Annotated in this window: 19 protein-coding genes; 17 read left to right on the top strand and 2 right to left on the bottom strand. The window is 67.0% G+C overall.

Features of this window, described 5'->3' with window-relative positions; translation table 11 throughout:
• Positions 1-50 precede the first annotated feature (50 nt).
• The 9 genes from AC3WVS_RS13950 to AC3WVS_RS13910 all read left to right on the top strand — a co-directional run bounded on the left by AC3WVS_RS13950 (position 51) and on the right by AC3WVS_RS13910 (position 8292).
• Positions 51-1268: an ABC transporter substrate-binding protein gene (locus AC3WVS_RS13950; RefSeq protein ID WP_492319101.1), complete on the top strand. Its 1218-nt coding sequence runs from the start codon at positions 51-53 to the stop codon at positions 1266-1268.
• Positions 1269-1275: 7 nt separating this feature from the next.
• The gene (locus AC3WVS_RS13945) at positions 1276-2082 is read left to right on the top strand and encodes an ABC transporter ATP-binding protein (protein ID WP_492319100.1); all 807 of its coding nucleotides are present in this window, start codon (positions 1276-1278) and stop codon (positions 2080-2082) included.
• Positions 2079-2816: an ABC transporter ATP-binding protein gene (locus tag AC3WVS_RS13940; protein ID WP_492319099.1), complete on the top strand. Its 738-nt coding sequence runs from the start codon at positions 2079-2081 to the stop codon at positions 2814-2816. The genes AC3WVS_RS13945 and AC3WVS_RS13940 overlap by 4 nt, the downstream gene beginning before the upstream one ends.
• Positions 2817-2827: 11 nt before the next feature.
• Positions 2828-3712: a branched-chain amino acid ABC transporter permease gene (locus AC3WVS_RS13935; RefSeq protein ID WP_492319098.1), complete on the top strand. Its 885-nt coding sequence runs from the start codon at positions 2828-2830 to the stop codon at positions 3710-3712.
• Entirely contained in the window at positions 3712-4758 is a 1047-nt protein-coding gene (locus AC3WVS_RS13930) for a branched-chain amino acid ABC transporter permease (RefSeq protein WP_492319267.1), read from the top strand. The genes AC3WVS_RS13935 and AC3WVS_RS13930 overlap by 1 nt, the downstream gene beginning before the upstream one ends.
• Before the next feature lie 82 nt (positions 4759-4840).
• Positions 4841-5146, top strand: coding sequence for a non-heme iron oxygenase ferredoxin subunit (locus AC3WVS_RS13925; RefSeq protein WP_013952434.1), 306 nt, complete (start codon positions 4841-4843; stop codon positions 5144-5146).
• A gap of 11 nt (positions 5147-5157) precedes the next feature.
• Positions 5158-6438 carry an NAD(P)/FAD-dependent oxidoreductase gene (locus AC3WVS_RS13920; RefSeq protein WP_492319097.1) on the top strand — a complete coding sequence of 427 codons (1281 nt, stop codon included), beginning with the start codon at positions 5158-5160 and terminating at the stop codon, positions 6436-6438.
• 12 nt (positions 6439-6450) lie between these two features.
• Complete coding sequence (locus tag AC3WVS_RS13915; protein ID WP_013952432.1) at positions 6451-7740, top strand: aromatic ring-hydroxylating dioxygenase subunit alpha; 1290 nt, start codon at positions 6451-6453, stop codon at positions 7738-7740.
• Positions 7741-7776: 36 nt separating this feature from the next.
• Positions 7777-8292: an aromatic-ring-hydroxylating dioxygenase subunit beta gene (locus AC3WVS_RS13910; protein WP_492319096.1), complete on the top strand. Its 516-nt coding sequence runs from the start codon at positions 7777-7779 to the stop codon at positions 8290-8292.
• 37 nt (positions 8293-8329) lie between these two features.
• Here the strand turns inward: AC3WVS_RS13910 and AC3WVS_RS13905 are convergent, their stop codons facing one another.
• A complete protein-coding gene (locus AC3WVS_RS13905) occupies positions 8330-8860 on the bottom strand; it encodes a MarR family winged helix-turn-helix transcriptional regulator (RefSeq protein WP_492319095.1) in 531 nt (176 codons plus the stop codon).
• A gap of 75 nt (positions 8861-8935) precedes the next feature.
• The gene (locus AC3WVS_RS13900) at positions 8936-9607 is read right to left on the bottom strand and encodes an ankyrin repeat domain-containing protein (RefSeq protein WP_492319094.1); all 672 of its coding nucleotides are present in this window, start codon (positions 9605-9607) and stop codon (positions 8936-8938) included.
• A gap of 265 nt (positions 9608-9872) precedes the next feature.
• On the opposite strand from AC3WVS_RS13900, the gene AC3WVS_RS13895 reads away from it, so the two are divergent.
• The 8 genes from AC3WVS_RS13895 to AC3WVS_RS13860 all read left to right on the top strand — a co-directional run bounded on the left by AC3WVS_RS13895 (position 9873) and on the right by AC3WVS_RS13860 (position 19074).
• The gene (locus AC3WVS_RS13895) at positions 9873-10340 is read left to right on the top strand and encodes a nucleoside deaminase (RefSeq protein ID WP_492319093.1); all 468 of its coding nucleotides are present in this window, start codon (positions 9873-9875) and stop codon (positions 10338-10340) included.
• 365 nt (positions 10341-10705) lie between these two features.
• Positions 10706-10915, top strand: coding sequence for a hypothetical protein (locus AC3WVS_RS13890; RefSeq protein WP_035819482.1), 210 nt, complete (start codon positions 10706-10708; stop codon positions 10913-10915).
• A 66-nt stretch (positions 10916-10981) separates the two neighbouring features.
• Positions 10982-11677 carry an intradiol ring-cleavage dioxygenase gene (locus tag AC3WVS_RS13885; RefSeq protein WP_492319092.1) on the top strand — a complete coding sequence of 232 codons (696 nt, stop codon included), beginning with the start codon at positions 10982-10984 and terminating at the stop codon, positions 11675-11677.
• A gap of 387 nt (positions 11678-12064) precedes the next feature.
• Complete coding sequence (locus AC3WVS_RS13880) at positions 12065-13108, top strand: TRAP transporter substrate-binding protein (protein WP_200872559.1); 1044 nt, start codon at positions 12065-12067, stop codon at positions 13106-13108.
• A 25-nt stretch (positions 13109-13133) separates the two neighbouring features.
• Positions 13134-13763: a TRAP transporter small permease subunit gene (locus tag AC3WVS_RS13875; RefSeq protein WP_492319091.1), complete on the top strand. Its 630-nt coding sequence runs from the start codon at positions 13134-13136 to the stop codon at positions 13761-13763.
• Entirely contained in the window at positions 13760-15670 is a 1911-nt protein-coding gene (locus AC3WVS_RS13870; RefSeq protein ID WP_492319090.1) for a TRAP transporter large permease, read from the top strand. The genes AC3WVS_RS13875 and AC3WVS_RS13870 overlap by 4 nt, the downstream gene beginning before the upstream one ends.
• 44 nt (positions 15671-15714) lie before the next feature.
• Positions 15715-17181, top strand: a complete 1467-nt coding sequence (locus AC3WVS_RS13865) for an MFS transporter (RefSeq protein ID WP_492319089.1) — start codon at positions 15715-15717, stop codon at positions 17179-17181.
• Positions 17182-17694: 513 nt separating this feature from the next.
• Entirely contained in the window at positions 17695-19074 is a 1380-nt protein-coding gene (locus AC3WVS_RS13860) for an HlyD family secretion protein (RefSeq protein ID WP_492319088.1), read from the top strand.
• Position 19075 lies beyond the last annotated feature (1 nt).

Here is a 19075-nt window from a genome sequence, read left to right as displayed (position 1 = left end):
CAGCCATCGTAACCATTCCAATCTTTCGCGTAGACAACCTGGAGCCCCTGATGTCCACCTCTCGCATCCTCCGCACCCTCGCTGCGTCCTCCGCCCTGCTGGGCCTGGCCGCCGCCACGCCCGCACTGGCCGACGCCAATGGCGTGAAGATCGGCGTCATCACCGACATGTCCGGCTCCTATGCCGACCTCTCCGGCAAGGGCTCCGTGCTTGCCGCGCAGATGGCGGTGGAAGAGTTCGGCGGCAAGGCCCTCGGCAAACCCGTGACGGTGCTTTCCGCCGATCACCAGAACAAGGCCGATATCGCCTCGTCGCTGGCGCGCCGCTGGTTCGATACCGATGGCGTCGACATGGTGATCGACTTCCCCAACTCGTCGACCGCGCTGGCGGTGCAGGAGGTGGCGCGGCAGAAGCAGAAGATCGACATCGTCTCGACCGGCGGCGCCATGGCACTGACCAACCAGAACTGCTCGCCCACCGGCTTCCACTGGGCCTGGGACACGTATTCGGTGTCTTACCCGCTGGTGCGGCGCATGATCGAACAGGGCCGCAACAGCTGGTACTACATCACCGTGGACTACGCCTTCGGCCAGTCGCTGGAGGCGGATTTCCGCAAGGCCGTGGACGCCGGCGGCGGCAAGAACGTGGGTGCCACCCGGCATCCGCTCAACGCCAGCGATTTCAGCAGCCCGGTGGTGGCCGCCTCGGCTTCCAAGGCGAAGGTGGTGGTGCTGGCCAATGCCGGCAACGACATGATCAACGGGGTCAAGGCAGCCGGCGAGTTCGGCCTGATCAAGGCAGGCCAGACGGTGATCACGCCCTCCACCTTCATCACCGATATCAAGAGCCTGGGCCTGAACGCCGCGCAGGGGCTGACCTATGTCGACCCGTTCAAGCTCGACCTGGATGGCAAGTCGAAGGAGTTCGTCGAGCGCTACTACAAGCGCCACAAGGCCTATCCCACGCATGGCCAGATCGGCGTCTATTCAGGCGTGCTGCATTACCTGAAGGGGGTGGAAGCCGCCAAGACCGTGGAAGGCCCGGCCGTGGCGGAGAAGATGCGCGCGCTGCCCGTCAACGATGCCTTCGTGCGCAACGGCAAGGTGCGTGTCGACGGCCGCATGGTGCATGACATGTACCTGGCCCAGGCCAAGACCCCGGCCGAGTCCAAGGGCCCGTGGGACCTGGTCAGGTACATCGGCACGATCCCCGGCGACGAAGCCTTCCGGCCGCTGTCCGCCAGCGAATGCCCCCTGGTGAAGAAGTGAGCGCGCCATGCCTGACACTGATGTAATCCTGCAGACGCAGAGACTGACCAAGGCCTTCAAGGGCTTTACCGCAGTCAGCGATGTCAGCCTGTCCGTGCGGCGGGGCTCGATCCATGCGCTGATCGGCCCCAACGGCGCCGGCAAGACCACCTGCTTCAATCTGCTGACGAAGTTCCATGCGCCCTCGTCCGGCTCGATCCACTTCAACGGCACCGACATCACCGCGCTGCGGCCGGCCCAGATCGCCCGCATGGGGGTGATCCGCTCGTTCCAGATCTCGGCGGTATTTCCGCAACTGACGGTGCTGGAGAACGTGCGCATCGCGCTGCAGCGCAGGTTGGGAACCTCGTGGCATTTCTGGCGCGGCAGGCGCTCCCTGTCGCGGCTGGACAGCCGCGCCATGGAACTGCTGGATGCGGTCGGCCTGGCCGGCTTCGCGCACTTGGGCACGGCGGAGCTGGCCTATGGGCGCAAGCGCGCGCTGGAGCTTGCCACCACGCTCGCGACCGACCCGGAACTGATGCTGCTGGACGAACCGACACAAGGCATGGGCCATGAAGACGTGGAGACCGTCACCGCCCTGATCAAGCGCGTTTCGGCGGGGCGGACAGTGCTGATGGTGGAGCACAACATGAGCGTGGTGTCGTCCATCGTGGACCGCATCACGGTGCTGCAGCGCGGCGCGGTGCTGGCAGAAGGGACCTATGACGAGATCTCACGCAATCCGCAGGTAAGGGAAGCCTATATGGGAACCACCGACGAACCCGAAGACCGCCCCGCAGCCGCGGCGGCGCTGAACGCGGAGGCATCATGACCAGGACGGCCTCCCCTGCCCTCGAACTCCGCGGCCTGCACGCCTGGTACGGCGAGTCGCACATCCTTCACGGCGTGGACCTGACCGTCAACCCGGGCCAGGTGGTGACGCTGCTCGGCCGCAACGGCGCCGGACGCACCACCACGCTGCGGGCCATCATGGGCCTGGTCGGCATGCGCAAGGGTTCGGTGCGCGTGCACGGCCAGGAAACCATCGACATGAAGACGCACCGCATCGCGCCGCTGGGCCTGGGCTACTGCCCGGAAGAGCGCGCCATCTTCGCCAGCCTGTCCTGCGAGGAGAACCTGCTGCTGCCGCCGCAATTCGCCTGCACCCCGGGCGCGGTCGGACTGCGCGAGCCCATGACGCTGGGCGAGATCTACGAGATGTTCCCCAACCTGCACGAGCGGCGCAAGAGCCAGGGCACGCGCATGTCGGGCGGCGAGCAGCAGATGCTGGCGGTGGCCCGCATCCTGCGCACTGGCGCCAGCGTGCTGCTGCTCGACGAGATCTCGGAAGGCCTGGCGCCCGTGATCGTGCAAAAGCTGGCGAAGATGATCGCCATGCTGCGCAGCCGCGGCTACACCATCGTCATGGTGGAGCAGAACTTCCGCTTTGCCGCGCCGCTGGCGGACCGCTTCTTCGTGATGGAGCACGGCCGCATCGTCGAGGCCTTCGGCGCCGATGAGCTCGAACGAAAGATGCCCACGCTCAGCGCCTTGCTGGGCGTTTAAGGAGACTTTTCATGGAATTGTTTGGAGTGCCCCTGCCCGCGCTGCTGAGCCAGTTGCTGCTGGGGCTGGTCAACGGCTCGTTCTACGCGATCCTGAGCCTGGGGCTGGCCGTGATCTTCGGCCTGCTCAACGTGATCAACTTTGCGCACGGCGCGCTGTTCATGCTTGGCGCGGTGCTGGCCTGGATGGGCCTGAACTACCTCGGGCTCAACTACTGGCTGATGCTGGTGCTGGCACCGGTGCTGGCCGGGACCCTCGGCGTGGTGCTTGAGCGCACCATGCTGCGCCACCTCTACCGCTTCGACCACCTGTACGGGCTGCTGCTGACGCTGGGCATCTGCCTGCTGATCGAAGGCGCGCTGCGCTCGGTCTACGGCGTCTCAGGCCTGCCCTACCCCACGCCGGAAGCCTTGTCTGGCGTGAGCCAGCTGGGCTTCATGGTGCTGCCCAACTACCGTGCATGGGTGGTGCTGGCGTCGCTGGCGGTGTGCTTTGCCACCTGGTTCATGATCGAGAAGACGCGGCTGGGCGCCTATCTGCGCGCCGGCACCGAGAATCCGCGCATGGTCGAGGCCTTCGGCGTCAATGTGCCGCTGCTGGTGACGCTGACCTACGCGTTCGGCGTGGGCCTGGCCGCGCTGGCGGGCGTGCTGGCCGCGCCGGTGATGCAGGTCTCGCCGCTGATGGGCCAGAACCTGATCATCACGGTCTTCGCCGTGGTGGTGATCGGCGGCATGGGTTCGATCCTTGGCTCGATCTTCACCGGACTTGGCCTGGGTGTCTTCGAGGGCATCACCAAGGTCTACTACCCCGAAGCCTCCGCGACGGTGGTCTTCGTCGCCATGGTGTGCGTGCTGCTGGTGCGCCCCGCCGGGCTCTTTGGAAAGGAAAAATGATGGCAAGCGGAAAGCGTGCAACCTTCGCCTACGGACTGCTGCTGGCGGTCCTGCTGCTTGCGCCCTGGCTGGGCGCCTACCCGGTGCTGGTGATGAAGCTGCTGTGCTTCGCGCTCTTTGCCTGCGCCTTCAACCTGCTGCTGGGCTACACCGGCCTGGTGTCGTTCGGCCACGCGGCCTTCTTCGGCGGCGCCGCCTATGCCTGCGGCTATGCGATGAAGTTCCTGCAACTGACGCCGGAGCTGGGCCTGCTCGCAGGCACCGCCTTCGGTTCCCTGCTCGGCCTGGTGTTTGGTGCACTGGCAATACGCAGGCAGGGCATCTACTTCGCCATGATCACGCTGGCGCTGGCGCAGATGTTCTATTTCTTCTGCCTGCAGACGCCCGCGACCGGTGGCGAAGACGGCCTCCAGGCGGTGCCGCGGGGCGACCTGTTCGGCGTGCTGCCGCTGGCGTCGGACCACACCATGTACTACGTCGTGCTGCTGATCACCGCAGCGGCCTTTCTCGGCATCATGCGCATCGTCAACTCGCCGTTCGGGCAGATCCTGCGCGCGATCAAGGAGAACGAGCCGCGTGCCATCTCGCTGGGCTATGACGCGGACCGCTTCAAGCTGCTGGCGTTCGTGCTGTCGTCGGCGCTGGCCGGGCTGGCGGGCGCGCTCAAGACCCTGGTGCTGGGCTTTGCCACGCTCACCGACGTGCACTGGATGATGTCGGGCACGGTCATCCTGATGACCCTGGTCGGCGGCATGGGCACGTTGTCGGGCCCGCTGGTCGGCGCCCTGGTGATCGTGGCGCTGGAAAACAAGCTGGGCGACGCCGGCAATGCGCTCGCGGCCATGACCGGCATCGGCTGGTTCGAAACGCTGGGCGAATCGGTCAGCATGGTGACGGGGCTGATCTTCGTGGTGTGCGTGCTGACGTTCCGCCGCGGCATCATGGGCGAGATCCTGGCGCGCTGGCAGGCCCGCCCGTCGCTGCAGGCCGGCGCGCCCGCGGTGGGGTCAGCACGATCCGGCGCGGCCAACCCGGTCCAGGGTTAACCAGAATACTGCGAGCAAAAAACATCAGTACACTGATCTTATATATTCAGCATACTGACAAATCAAATTCACGGAGATCGCCATGGCATGGATTGAAATCGACGCCGCCCACGGCCTGCAGAACGACGAGGTAATGCCGCTCACGCTGGGGGACCGCCAGCTCGCCGTCTATCGCAGCGACGACCAGTACTTCGTCACCGACAACGTCTGCACGCACCAGTACGCGCTGCTGTCCGACGGCTACCTGGAAGACGGCTGCATCGAGTGCCCGCTGCACCAGGCCCGCTTCGACATCCGCTCCGGCAAGGCGATGTGCGCGCCTGCCACCAGCGACATCCGCACCTACCCGGTCAAGTTCGAAGACAGCCGGGTGTGGGTCGAGCTTTGAAGGAGCCGAGCATGCCACAAGACACGCCCATCCTGATTGTCGGCGCCGGCCAGGCAGGCGCGATGGCCGCTGCCGAACTGCGCAGGCTCGGCCATCGTGGCCGCATCGTCATGGCCGGCGGCGAGCGCCATGCACCGTACGAACGCCCGCCGCTGTCCAAGTCCGTGCTCGCCGATGCCGCGCAGGACGGCAAGATCGGCGTGCACCCCGCCGGCTTCTATGCCGGGCAGGAGATCGAGCTGCGGCTTGGCACCACGGTCACCGCGCTGGACCCCGCGCACAGCGTGGCGCACTGCGCCGACGGCGAGGCCATTCGCTACGCCGCCTGCCTGCTCGCCACAGGCGGCAATGCGCGCGTCCTGCCTACGCTTCCCCCGGGCACGCCCCACGTGCACTACCTGCGCACGCTCGACGACGCCGCCCGCCTGCGCGATGCCATGCAGCGCGCGCGTGAGGTGATCGTGATCGGCGGCGGCTTCCTTGGCCTGGAGACGGCCTCGACCGCGGCCGGACTCGGCCTCCGGCTCACGCTGATCGAAAGCGCCGACCGGCTGCTCGGCCGCGCGCTGCCGCCTGAGCTTGGCAGCTGGCTGGCGCAGCGCGTGCTTGCGCAAGGCGTCGAGCTGCGGCTCGGCTGCGGCATCGCGGCCCTGGTGCCGCGGGCCGATGGCGTGCTGGTCAGGCTTGCGGACGGCGCGGCGTTGCAGGCGCCGCTGGTGGTGGTCGCGATCGGGCTGACGCCCGAGGTTGCGCTCGGCGCCGCCGCCGGCCTGGCGCTGGACCCAGCCAACGGCGGCATCCAGGTCGACCAGCAGGGCCGCACCAGCGCGGCCGGCATCTATGCCGCGGGCGACTGCTGCAGCCAGTACCAGCCCCGGTTCGGCGCCCACATGCGGCTGGAATCCTGGCAAAGCGCCAACGAGCAGGCGCGCATCGCCGCCGCGGCCATGCTGGGCGTGCAGGCCGAACCCGCGGCGATGCCGTGGTTCTGGACCGACCAGTTCGGCTGCAACGTGCAGATGCTCGGCGCGGCCACTCCCGATACCCGCTATGCCTGGCGCGGCATCGCCGCCAGCGACGCGCCCTGCCCCAGGTTCATGCTGCTCGGCACCCGGCACGGCCGGCTCAGCCACGCCATCGCCATCAATGCCGGCGGCGACCTGCGGCCGCTGCGCGCGCTCTTCGGCCATGCCGTCGAAGACCTGCTGCCACGGCTGTGCGACGACGCCTTGCCGCTGCGACAGCTGGTGCGCGAGCTCCCGACGGCAGCGGCCAGCCCCACTACACTCTGAAAGGACTCCCACATGTACCAGACACAAGCGGTGATCCAGCACACGCTGGGCAAGAAAGACGCCGGCCTGGCCGACTGCCGTTGGCCCGAAGACAGCCTGCACTACATCCCGGACTGGGTCTACACCAGCAAGGAGGTGCATGACCTCGAGCTGCAGAAGATCTTTCGCGGACGCTCCTGGAACTACGTCGCGCTCGAAGCGGAAATCCCCAACGCCGGCGACTACAAGCGCTCCTATGTCGGCGCGACGCCGGTGGTGGTGTCGCGCGCCGAAGACGGCTCGGTCAACGTCTTCGAAAATCGCTGCGCGCACCGCGGCGCCGAATTCTGCCGCCACAGCCAGGGCAATGCGAAGGAATTCGTCTGCCCCTATCACCAGTGGTCCTACGACCTCAAGGGCAACCTGCAGGGCGTTCCGTTCAAGCGCGGCGTTAATCGCGCGGGCGGCATGCCCAGGGACTTCCGCAACGAGGACCACGGCCTGGTCAAGCTGAATGTGGCCACGCGCAACGGCGTAGTCTTCGCCTCGTACGCGGCGGACATGGAAAGCCTGGAAGACTACCTGACGCCGGAGATCCTCAAGGACTTCGACATCGTCTTCAACGGCAAGCCGCTCAAGGTGCTCGGGTACTACAAGAACGAACTCCCGTGCAACTGGAAGATGTACCACGAGAACCTCAAGGACCCGTACCACGCCACGTTGCTGCACTCCTTCCTGGTGGTGTTCGGACTGCTGGTGGCGGGCAATGAAAGCGCCATGATCGCCGATCCCGTGCACGGGCGGCACGGCACCATGGCGTCGGCGAAAAAGGAAGACAAGTACGCGGCGGTCAGCGACGAGAACAAGAAGGAGATGCGCTCATACCATGAAGGCATGCGCCTGGAGGACGAACGCTTCCTGGAGTATGTGAAAGAGTTCGATTCGCCGTGGTCGGTGACGATGCAGACGATCTGGCCGAACCTGATCGTGCAGCGCGAAATGAACACCCTCGGCGTGCGCCAGATCGTGCCCAACGGGCCGGACAGCATGCTGATGCTGTGGACCATGTTCGGCTACGAGGACGATACCGAGGAGATGACGCAACACCGCCTGCGCCAGGGCAACCTGATGGGCCCCGCAGGCTTCCTGGGTCTGGAGGACAACGAGGCGATGAAGTTCGTGCAGGAAGGCGTGCGCCGCTCCAGCAGCGACCTCAATGTGCTCAAGCTGGATCCGGACCAGGTCGGCACCTCCAACTCCCTGATCTCCGAATCCGCCATCCGTGCGATGTACCAGTACTACCGCGGCGTGATGGGATTCTGAACGGCGGCTAACGGGATTCCCCAGAACATGAAACCGATGAACTATTCCCTCTATCGCGAGAGCGCCCTCGGCACCGCGCGCGCCATTGAACTGCGGCTGGAGATCGAGGCCTTCCACGCGGAATACTGCGCGGTGCTCGACGCCGGCCTGGTCGAGCAATGGCCCCGCTTCTTCACCGAGGACGCGCTCTACCGGATCACCGCGCGCGAGAATGCCGAGCGCAACCTGCCGGTGGGGCTGGTCTACGCCGAAGGGGTGGGCATGATGCGCGACCGCGCCGCTGCGATTGCCAATACCCAGATGTTCGCGCCGCGCTACAACCTGCACCTGGTGACCAACACGCGTGTCAGCGACGAAACCGCGGACGGCGATATCGTGGCACAGGCCAACTACATGCTGCTGCAGACGCTGGTGGAGGGCCCCACCACGATCCACCTGGCGGGGACCTACTACGACCGCTTCCGCCGCCAGGGTGGCAGGCTGCTGCTGCGCGAGCGGCAGGTTGTCTACGACACCACCATCATCGCCAACGACCTGGTCTACCCGGTCTAGCGCATGGGCGCGGCAGGCCTTGCGCCCGCCGTCGGGCTTACATGCTGCGCAGCACGGTGCGGCTGTACTGGTTGTTGGCTTCCACCAGCGTCGCCAGCAGGTCCATGAACACTTCGCGCTGGGCGGGCTTCAGCGGCGCCAGCATGCGCTCCTGCGCACGCGCCATGTCGGCACGCAGCGCCGTGACCACGCTCTTGCCTTCCCGCGTCAGGTGGACATGGCGGGTGCGCCGGTCGGCGGGGTTGTCGCGGCGCTCTACCAGCCCGCGCTCCTCGAGCCGGCGCACGACGTCGGCGGTCGTGGTCCGGTCCAGGCCGACCTCCTGCCCGAGCGAAGTCTGGTCCAATCCCGGCAGCACCGACAGCACCGTCAGGATGGCATATTGCACGGGCGTGATATTGGGCGACTTGCACTCCTCGAAGAACATCGCGACGTGGATCTGGTGCAAGCGCCGCACCAGGAACCCCGGGCGGGCCCAGAGCAATTCCTTTGCCGGATCGGCTTCCGGCACTGCATCCGCCGCCTCATTGCTGCCGCTCGTTGCGTTGCGTTTCGCTCTCGCAGACATCGCTCTCACCATTTTGTATGCACACTGACAGTATATATGAGGCAGGCGAGAGCGAGCCGCCTTGCGGCGCAAGGTTCAGCGTGCGCCGGCGGCGCTCAGAATCTGCTCGATCTGCGTATAGCCGCGCTGGCGCGCATGCTGCAGCGGCGAGACGCCGTCGCCGTCGGCCAGGTTCACGTCGGCGCCCGCCTTGACCAGCAGGCGCACGATCTCGGTATGGGCCTGCCCGCCGTTGCCAAGGATGATGGCCTCCAGCAAGGCGGTCCACTTGAGCTTGTTGACATGATTCACCGCCACGCCGGCCGCGATCAGCGTGCGCACGGTCTCGACATGGCCGCGCTCGGCGGCGGGAATCAGCGCGGTGCCGCCGTAGCGGTTGGTGCTGCGCAGGTCCGCGCCGTGGGCCAGCGTCAGGCGCAGGATCTCGTTGTAGCCGCGCGCGCCGGCGTACAGGTAGGGGCTGTCGTGGATGGCATCTTTCGCGTTCACGTCGGCGCCGGCATCGATCAGGACCCTGGCCGCCTGCACGCGGTTGTGGTGCGTGGCCAGCAGCAGCGCCGTGCGTCCCTGCGCATCGCGGTCATCGATGCTGGCGCCCTGGCCTAGCAGTGCGGTGACCTGCGCGGCGTTGCCGCTGGCCGCGGCCTCGCGCAGCTGTTGTTCGGGCGGGCCGCCGGCGGCGGCTGGGATGGATGTCAGCATGGCAATGACCAGGGCAAGGCAGATGGACAGGCGCGCCGCCAGCATGTTCTTTCCTCCGTGCGGATGCGTCGGGTGTGAGTGGTATGGGGGTATCGATGCGGTCTGGCGCATTCTGTCATGCGGGCCACGCCACGCGAAGTTAAGGATTCGAATGCGCGCCAGTGCCATCGCCAATAACCGGCGCGGCTCGCGCGCGGCCCAAATACGCCCTATAACAGCCCACGCCACCATGCCGGCGCACGCTGGCCTATAGTCCCGAGGCCCGAACCATCGTCCGCCTGCACGGGCCAGGCCTCAACGGAGACAACGCGTGTCCACGACAGAAGCCTATCTGCTTGATTCCATCCGCCTCGCCATGGGGAACGTGCGCGAACGCAATACCTGGCCCTTTGGCGCCGTGGTCGTCAGGGACGGCGAGGTGCTGGCCCGCGCGGTGAACGAGGTAGACGCCACCTGCGACCCGAGCGCACACGCCGAAATGCAGGCCGTGCGCGCCGCCAGCCGGGCGCTGGGCAAGCCGGACCTGAGCGGCTGCACGGTGTACGCCAGCGGCTACCCCTGCTCGATGTGCCTGTCGGCAATGTACCTGGCCGGCGTGAAGGCGGTCTACTACGCCTACTCCAATGAAGACGGCGAACCCTATGACCTGTCCGCGGAGCGCGGCTATATCGAGCTGGCCCGGCCGCTGGAGCAACGGGAGATGACGCTGGCCTACGTGCCGGCGCGTGACGAGGGCATCGACCTGTACGAGGCGTGGCGCGAGCAGCAGGGCCGATAGACGCCGCGATGCGGCGCAAGCTGTGCAAGGGCGGTAGGCTGCCGCCCAATTCCACAGTATCGGCATGGCCATCACATTGTCATCGTGACAGGCTGATAATGAACGACGGATGACGATGACGGCGGTGCGACGCCCGGTCACATGTAACCGTCGAGCGGTTGCACGGAACCGCGTGCTGCCGGCCTCGTCAAACCAGTTAGTCGCCGGAGACAGGATGCCGCGCCGCAGCATTTCACCGCGGCGCAGCACGCATGGGCGGCATGTGCCGCATCGTCTCCAGGGCTTCTTGACAATCTTCCCGCGCCTGGCGCTGCTGCGCCGCGCAGACTCCCAGCAAACGCCCCCCTCTAGCCAAGGAGACGAACGTGCTGAGCCCGCATGAACTTGCCACGCTGCTATTGCTGAGCGACGGCCCCGATTCCCTCGATTCCAGCGATTCCCGCCAGATCGACCCCATCGACCTGAAGGCACTGGTCGAAAAGCAACTCGTACAACTTGAGATCCTGCACGGCCGCCGGCAGGAGCCGCGCATCACCAGCCACGGCTACTCGATGCTCAAGGCGATGGGACGCTGACGTCCCGGCGCCAGCGCGGCAGCACCACGCGCCGCAAGGCGCACGCGGATCACCTCGGAGCCCACCATGACAGTGCGCCCGGCAATTGGCGCCGATAGCGCGGCAGCCACCGACGCGGCGCGCCGCCGCTTCCTGCATGAGTTGGGCGGCCTGCTTGCCGCTGCCGGCATTGCGCCCGGGGCGGCAGCAGCCACTCCTGCCGCCTGCCTGCTGACGCCCGCCGCCACCGAAGGCCCCTTCTACCTTGACGATGCCCTGGTGCGCACCGACATCCGCGACGACCGGCCCGGCCAGCCCTTGCGGCTGCGCATCCGGGTGGTGGATGCCGGGCGCGGCTGCGGGCCGGTGCCGGGTGCGCTGGTCAGCATCTGGCACTGCGATGCCGACGGCAACTACAGCGGCGAGGGCCGCGGCAACCGCCAGGCGCGTTTCCTGCGTGGCGTCCAGCCTACCAGCCAGGACGGCGTGGCCACGTTCACGTCGATCTATCCCGGCTGGTACGCGCCACGCGCCATCCATATCCACTTCAAGGTGCTGCTGGGGCGGTCGGAAGCCCTGACCAGCCAGCTGTACTTCAGCGATACCCTGAACCGCGAGGTGCTGGGCAGCCACCCGGCCTACCGCGCGCGCGGCGTGCCGTCTCGCGCCACCACGCAGGACCCGATCGCGGGGTCGCACCCGAACCAGATGCGCGTGCGCCAGGCTGCCGATACAGCGGGGCTGCTGGAGGCCGAGTTCACGGTCGGCATCGCCCGCACCTGAGCGCCCAGCCCCAGGTCCGCGGCATCGGCCGGCCCCGCCAAAGTGCGCGGGCCCCCACCGCGCGGGTAATCCCTAGATTGTGGTTCCCTGTCCCTTTCCTACCATGAAGGGAATCACGGGCCACCTGCACGCCCGCCCCTGCCGCGCGGCCACTGGCCCGGCATGCTCCAGATTTCCCGACTTTTCCGATGTTCGCGTCAGTGGCGAGTTGTCTCGGCCCCCATGGCCGGCGCTCGCGGGTAATCCAACACATAGCAAATGGAGGCGGTCATGGCATCCAGGACAAGGAAAGCAGGCGCAGCAAAACCTGAAGCGGAAACCAAGCCAGGCGTTTCCCGGCGCGGCTTCCTTGGGGGGGCCGCCGGTGCGGCCGCGGGCGCCGCGGCAATGGGCTTCCCGGCCATCGTCAAGGCGCAAGGCCCGGTCACGATGCGCTGGCAGAGCACCTGGCCCACCAAGGACATCTTCCATGAGTTCGCCGGCGACTTCGTCACCAAGGTAAACAATATGTCGGGCGGCGACCTGAAGATCGAGCTGCTGCCCGCGGGCGCGGTGGTCAAGGCCTTCGACCTGATCGACGCGGTCAGCAAGGGCACGCTGGACGGCGGCCATGGCGTGATCGCGTACTGGTATGGCAAGAACTCGGCGCTGGCGCTGTGGGGCTCGGGCCCGGCCTGGGGCATGGACCCGAACATGCTGCTGGCCTGGCACAAGTACGGCGGCGGCAAGGAGCTGCAGCAGGAGATCTACCGCAGCCTGAACCTGGACGTGGTGTCGTTCCTGTATGGCCCGATGCCGACCCAGCCGCTGGGCTGGTTCAAGAAGCCCATCACCAAGCCGGAAGACTTCAAGGGGCTGAAGTTCCGCACGGTCGGGCTGTCGATCGACATCTTCACCGGCCTGGGCGCCGCGGTGAATGCGCTGCCGGGCGCGGAGATCGTGCCGGCGCTGGACCGCGGGCTGCTCGATGCAGCCGAGTTCAACAACGCCAGCTCCGACCGCGCGCTGGGCTTCCAGGACGTGTCCAAGGTCTGCATGCTGCGCAGCTTCCACCAGCCCTCGGAGCAGTTCGAGATCCTGTTCAACCGCAAGCGCTATGACGCGCTGCCGGCCAAGCTCAAGGCGCTGATCGCCAACGCGGTGGAGGCGGCGTCCGCGGATATGTCGATCAAGGCGATCGACCGCTATTCCAAGGACTACCAGGCGCTGCAGAAGCAAGGCGTGAAGTTCTACGCGACCCCCAACTCGGTGCTGCAGGCGCAGTTGAAGGTATGGGATGAGATCGTGGCGCGCAAGGAAAAAGAAAACCCGATGTTCAAGAAGGTCAATGATTCGATGAAGGCCTTCGCCGAGCGCGCCACGCGCTGGCAGAACGACACTAACGTCGATTTCCGGCTGGCAACGAGCCACTACTTCTCCAAACGCACCTGAGCCGCGCCACTCCAGGGGCCAAACCGTGCAACGCCTGCTGCTTGGCATCGACCGCATCAGCACCTTCGTCGGCCAGGCCGGCGCGTGGCTGATCATCGGGCTCACGCTGATGATCAGCTACGAGGTGTTCTCGCGCTATGTCCTGGGCACGCCGCACGCCTGGGTGTTCGACGCCAGCAATATGCTGTACGGAACGCTGTTCATGCTGGCCGGCGCCTATACCCTGGCCAAGCGCGGCCACGTGCGCGGCGACATCCTCTACGGCTTCCTGTCGCCGCGGATGCAGGCGTCAATCGACCTGGTGCTCTACCTGGCCTTCTTCTTCCCCGGGGTGATTGCGCTGGCCTGGGCCGGCATCGATTTCTTCGAGGTCTCGCTGGCACAGGACGAACACTCTTCCATCGCCGCCGACGGCCCGCCGATCTATCCGTTCAAGGCAGTGATTCCCGTGGCCGGCGCGCTGCTTTTGCTGCAAGGCGTGGCCGAGACCATCCGCTGCATCCTGTGCCTGGCGAACGGCAGCTGGCCGCTGCGCGAAGGCGATGTCGAGGAAGTCGATGTCGAGCAGCTCAAGGAGATGGTGCAAGGCACCCCTACCGCTGAGCTGGCCGAGTCACCGCCGCCGCGCGACGACCAGCCTGGAGCCGGCCGATGAGGAAGGAACTGTGGTTCGGCGTTTCCCTGATGGTGCTGATCGTCGGCGCCGTGGCGTGGTTCATGCCCGCGCCGGCGGACTGGACCAACGGGCATCTCGGCCTGCTGATGCTGGCGCTGATCGTGGTGGCGATCATGCTGGGCTTCCCCACCGCGTTCACGCTGATGGGCATGGGCGTGCTGTTCTCCTGGCTGGCCTACCGCCACGCCGACCCCTCGATCGCGGTGCAGCAGACGCTGGACCTGATGGTGCAGCGGGCCTATGCGGTCATGACCAACGACGTGCTGATCTCGATCCCGTTGTTCGTGTTCATGGGCTACCTGGTCGAGCGCTCCAACCTGATCGAAAAGCTCTTCCGCAGCCTGCACCTTGCGCTGGCGTGGATTCCCGGCTCGCTCGCGGTGGCCACGCTGGTGACCTGCGCGATCTTCGCGACCGCCACCGGCATCGTCGGCGCCGTGGTCACGCTGATGGGCCTGCTCGCCTTCCCCGCCATGCTGCGCGCGGGTTACAACACCTCGCTGTCGGCCGGCGCGGTCACCGCGGGCGGTTGCCTGGGCATCCTGATCCCGCCGTCGGTGCTGCTGATCGTCTACGGCGCCACCGCGGGCGTGTCGGTGGTGCAGCTCTATGCGGGCGCGTTCTTCCCGGGCCTGATGCTGACCGGGCTCTATATCCTCTACATCCTGATCCTGGCCAAGCTCAAGCCCGCGCTCGCGCCGCCGCTGCCGGAAGCCGAGCGGGTGGTGCCGCTGCCGCCGGTGGCGCGCACGCTGGAAGCCGGCGGCGCCACCCATGCCTTGCCTGCGCTCGGTGCCGGCCTGATGCGCGCGCTCAAGGGCCCGCGCAATGCCGACCTGCCGACGGCAGTGTTCGCGCGCCAGCTGGGCATCGTGCTGCTGCCGGCGATCGCCGTGGTGTTGGTGATGGGAACGATATACAGCGCGGTCACCGCGCCCGCCGCCAGCGTCGCGGTGGAGGCACCGCTGTCGATGGGAGGCGCCGAGGAAAGCAGCGCATCACTCGACGACCTGCAGGCGCCGCCAGTGGAAGCTGCGCCCGCAGCGCCGGCCGCTCCCGCCGCTACCACTCCTGCACCCACGACCGCAGCGCAAGCCGGGGCGCAGCCAGCGCCAGTGCCGGCGGCTGCGGTATCTGCGCCCCGCTGGTTCTGGATCACGCTGGCGGCCGTGGCGGCGGTGCTGGTGTACTTCTACTGGCGCTTCAGCTTGGCGCGGCTGGAAATCTTCAAGATGCTGCTGTCGTCGTTCTTCCCGCTGGCGCTGCTGATCCTGGCGGTGCTGGGCTCGATCGTGTTCGGGCTGGCCACGCCGACCGAAGCCGCGGCGGTGGGCTCGCTCGGCGGCGCGCTGCTGGCGGCAGCGTACCGGCAGCTGAACTTCCGCGTGGTCAAGGAATCGGTGCTGCTGACGGCCAAGACCAGCGCCATGGTGTGCTGGCTGTTCGTGGGCTCGTCGATCTTCTCTGCGGCGTTCGCGCTGCTGGGCGGACAGGCGCTGGTCGAGCAATGGGTGCTGTCGCTGAACCTGTCGCCGGTGCAGTTCATGATCCTGGCGCAGCTGATCATCTTCCTGCTCGGCTGGCCGCTGGAATGGACCGAGATCATCATCATCTTCATGCCGATCTTTATCCCGCTGCTGGACAACTTCGGCATCGACCCGCTGTTCTTCGGGCTGCTGGTGGCGCTGAACCTGCAGACCGCCTTCCTGTCGCCGCCGGTGGCAATGGCCGCGTTCTACCTGAAGGGCGTGGCGCCGCCGCATGTCACGCTGAACCAGATCTTCCTGGGCATGCTGCCGTTCATGGGCATCCAGCTGATTGCGCTGGTGCTGCTCTACGTCTTCCCCGGCATCGGCCTCTGGCTGCCCACGGTGCTGTACCGCTGAACGCTGCGGCACCCGTTTGCCCCCGTTTCCTATACTGGTTGGCAATGCCAACCGATACCGCCCTCGCCAGCCTTCCCGTCGACACCGCATTCCGCACCGACATTCCGGGGCGGCTGGACCGCCTGCCATGGTCGCGCTGGCACTGGCGCGTGGCGATTGCGCTGGGCGTTGCCTGGGTCCTCGATGGCCTGGAAGTCACGCTGGTGGGCTCGGTCGGCGCCGTGCTGGAGCGCCCCGATACGCTGGGCCTGACCGCGACGCAGGTGGGCTGGTCGGGCTCGCTCTATATCGCCGGCGCGGTGCTGGGGGCGCTGGTGTTCGGGCGCATGGCCGACCGGCTCGGGCGCAAGCGGCTGTTCCTGGCCACGCTCGCGGTCTACATGGTGGCGACGCTGGCCACCGCGTTCTCACCCGGCTTTGCCTTCTTTGCGGCCTGCCGCTTCTTCACCGGCCTTGGCATCGGCGGCGAATACGCGGCCATCAATTCCGCCATCGACGAACTGATCCCGGCGCGCGTGCGCGGGCGCGTCAACCTGGCCATCAACGGCAGCTTCTGGCTGGGCGCGGCACTCGGCGCCGGGTTGAGCCTGGTGCTGCTCGATGCGCGCGTGTTCGGCCCGGTCTGGGGCTGGCGCGTCTGCTTCGCGCTGGGCGCTGTACTGGCCGTGGCCATCGTGCTGGTGCGCAAGCATGTGCCGGAAAGCCCGCGCTGGCTTGCCACCCACGGCCGGCTGGAAGAGGCCGAGCGCGTGATCGCCGCGATCGAGGCCGAGGTGCGCGCCCGCCACGGCCCGCTGCCGCCGGTGGCACCCGATTGCGTCGCGGTGGCGATGCGCCGGCGCGCCGCGCCGGGCGTGGGCGAAGTCATGCGCCTGCTGTTGCGGCGCTTCCGCCGCCGCAGCATGATCACGCTGGCGCTGATGGTGGCGCAGGCCTTTTTCTACAACGCGATCTTCTTCACTTATGCGCTGGTGCTGACACGCTTCTATGCCGTGCCGGAAGCGCGCGTGGCAATGTATATCTTCCCCTTTGCGCTGGGCAACGCCCTGGGGCCGCTGCTGCTTGGCCCGCTGTTCGACCACATCGGGCGCCGGCGCATGATTGCCGCCACCTATGTACTGTCCGGCATCGGGCTGGCACTGACCGGCTGGGCCTTCGTTGAAGGCTGGCTCGATGCGCGCGGCCAGGCGCTGTGCTGGTCGGCGGTATTCTTCCTGGCCTCGGCCGCGGCCAGCTCCGCCTACCTGACCGCCAGCGAAGTCTTCCCGCTGGAAATGCGCGCGCTGGCGATCTCGGTGTTCTATGCCGTGGGCACCGGCACCGGCGGCTTTATCGCGCCAGTGCTGCTGGGCGCGCTGATTGAAAGCGGCAGCCGCGAAGCCGTGGCGGCAGGCTACGGCTTCGGCGCGGTGCTGGTGATCGTCGCCGGGCTGCTGGCACTGCGCTTCGGCATCGACGCCGAGCGGCGGCCGCTGGAGCACATCGCGCCGCCACTTGCCGCCGACGATTAGCCGCGTCACCGCAGCGCGCGCCAACTGCCATCGCTGCCGGACTCAACTCCTTGCCAGAGTCAAAACCCGTCAATGTGTGCTGTATTCGTCGTTCATCGCATGCCATGTTACTGCCGTGTTAAGCAGTGCTACAGCCTCCCCTTACACATTTTTACAGCAAGGGACGGGGCAACTGACTAGCCTTTAACTCACACACGGCGGCCTGAGTGCATGAATCTTTGCGTCAGCGGGCTGCCACTTCTTGGCCATTGACTGGCCATTGTTCAACTCTGCCCGGATGAAGCCGGGCAAATCCACGGGCCGCTTGTCGGCCCGATTGCAAGGCGCACCGATACGGCCTGGCCACATCGAGCGCGCTGCAGACAACAAGCTGAATTGGGGACATGCAAGCCGGGCACCGCGCGACAGTCATAGCGCGACGGTACCCGCTTGCCTGGAATTTCGCTCATCCGGCATGCACCTGTGCATGCCGGCGGGGACGCTTTTTGACTTTGCTTGCCGGAGAACACCACCATGGCCGACCAGCGCAATAATCCGCCACCCAGACAACACCCGCTGACCCCGGCTCCGCTGCGCCAGCCCCACGGCGACGGCCTGGTGCAACGCCCGCAGCCCGTTACCGTGCCGCTCTGGCACATCGTGCCGCGCATGGCGGGCTACGGCGTGGTGCTGTTCATCATCTGGGCCGTGCTGACAATCATGTTTCCAAATGTGTTTACGCGCTCGTCGGAGCGGGCCGTGGTGAACAGCCCGGTCAGCCTGGTGACTTCTCCCGTGGAAGGCATCGTGATGAAGCAGATGGTGGCCGCGGGCCAGCCGTTCTCGGCCAACCAGGCGCTGATGGTCGTGCAGAACCCGAACATCGACCGTTCGCTGCTGGTCGACCTGACCGGCAAGAAGCTCGACAACCAGCAGCGCCATGACTCCGCCCGCGCTCGGCTGGAAAGCAACCGCCGGCTGATGGCCGCCACCGAGCAGGACCTGCAGCGCTACAACAGCGCTGCGCAACGCGAGCACGGGGCGCGCGTGCGCGCCCTGGAGGCGCGCCTGGCATCGGCCAGGGCGCAGGAAGACCAGCAGCAGGAAGTGGTCAACCGCAACCAGAGCATGCAGTGGGCCGGGGCCGTCAGCGAGGCCTACACCAATGCCTCGCGCTACCAGCTGTCGATGCTCACCAATGCCAAGGCAGCGGCCAAGGCCGAGCTCGATAACGCAGTCAGCGTGAGCGAGGCCGCGCGCAACAAGGTCTATGCCTCATCCACCGACGGCCCCAGCGCCACGCTGGCCCAGCGACGCCAGGTGCTGGGCGCGGAATCGGCACAGCTGACGGCAGAGCTGGAACAACTGGAGGCCTATGGCAAGTCGGTCGACGAGATGATCGCCACGGAACAGGAGCGTCTCGACCGGCTCTCGAACCTGGAGATCCGCTCGGCCGAACCCGGCACCATCGAAGACCTGATCGCGCAGCCCGGCATGCGCGTGGCCGCCGGCGCCACCCTGGCGCGCGCCAGCAACTGCGCGCAGACGCGCGTGGTGGCGGTGTTCCCGCGCAGCCTCAGCGACAACCTGCTGCCCGGTGCACGGCTGAACGTGAATGTCGACGGCGTGCCCACGGCGTTGCCGGCATCGGTGGCAGAGGTGCTGCCGCGCGCGCCGGACGGCGACCAGGCGCGTTACTTCGTGCCCTTCCCGCCGATCGAGAAGAACGAGATTTATGTGATCGCCAAGCTCGACCGCCCGCTGGACAACGTGCCGGGCAAGGCGGCTGCCTCAGCGACAGCAACACGGGCAGCGGCAGGGCCAAGCCAGTCGGGCCATTGCGGCATGGGCCGCTGGGCGCGCGTGACGCTGAACCAGAGCTGGCTGGGCCAGCTGCGGGCATCGCTGATATAAC

It is taken from the genome of Cupriavidus sp. CPT47-8839-RL05A (assembly GCF_058792255.1).
Note: the sequence above shows the minus strand (reverse complement) of the source record. Positions and strands in the feature narration are given on the sequence as shown.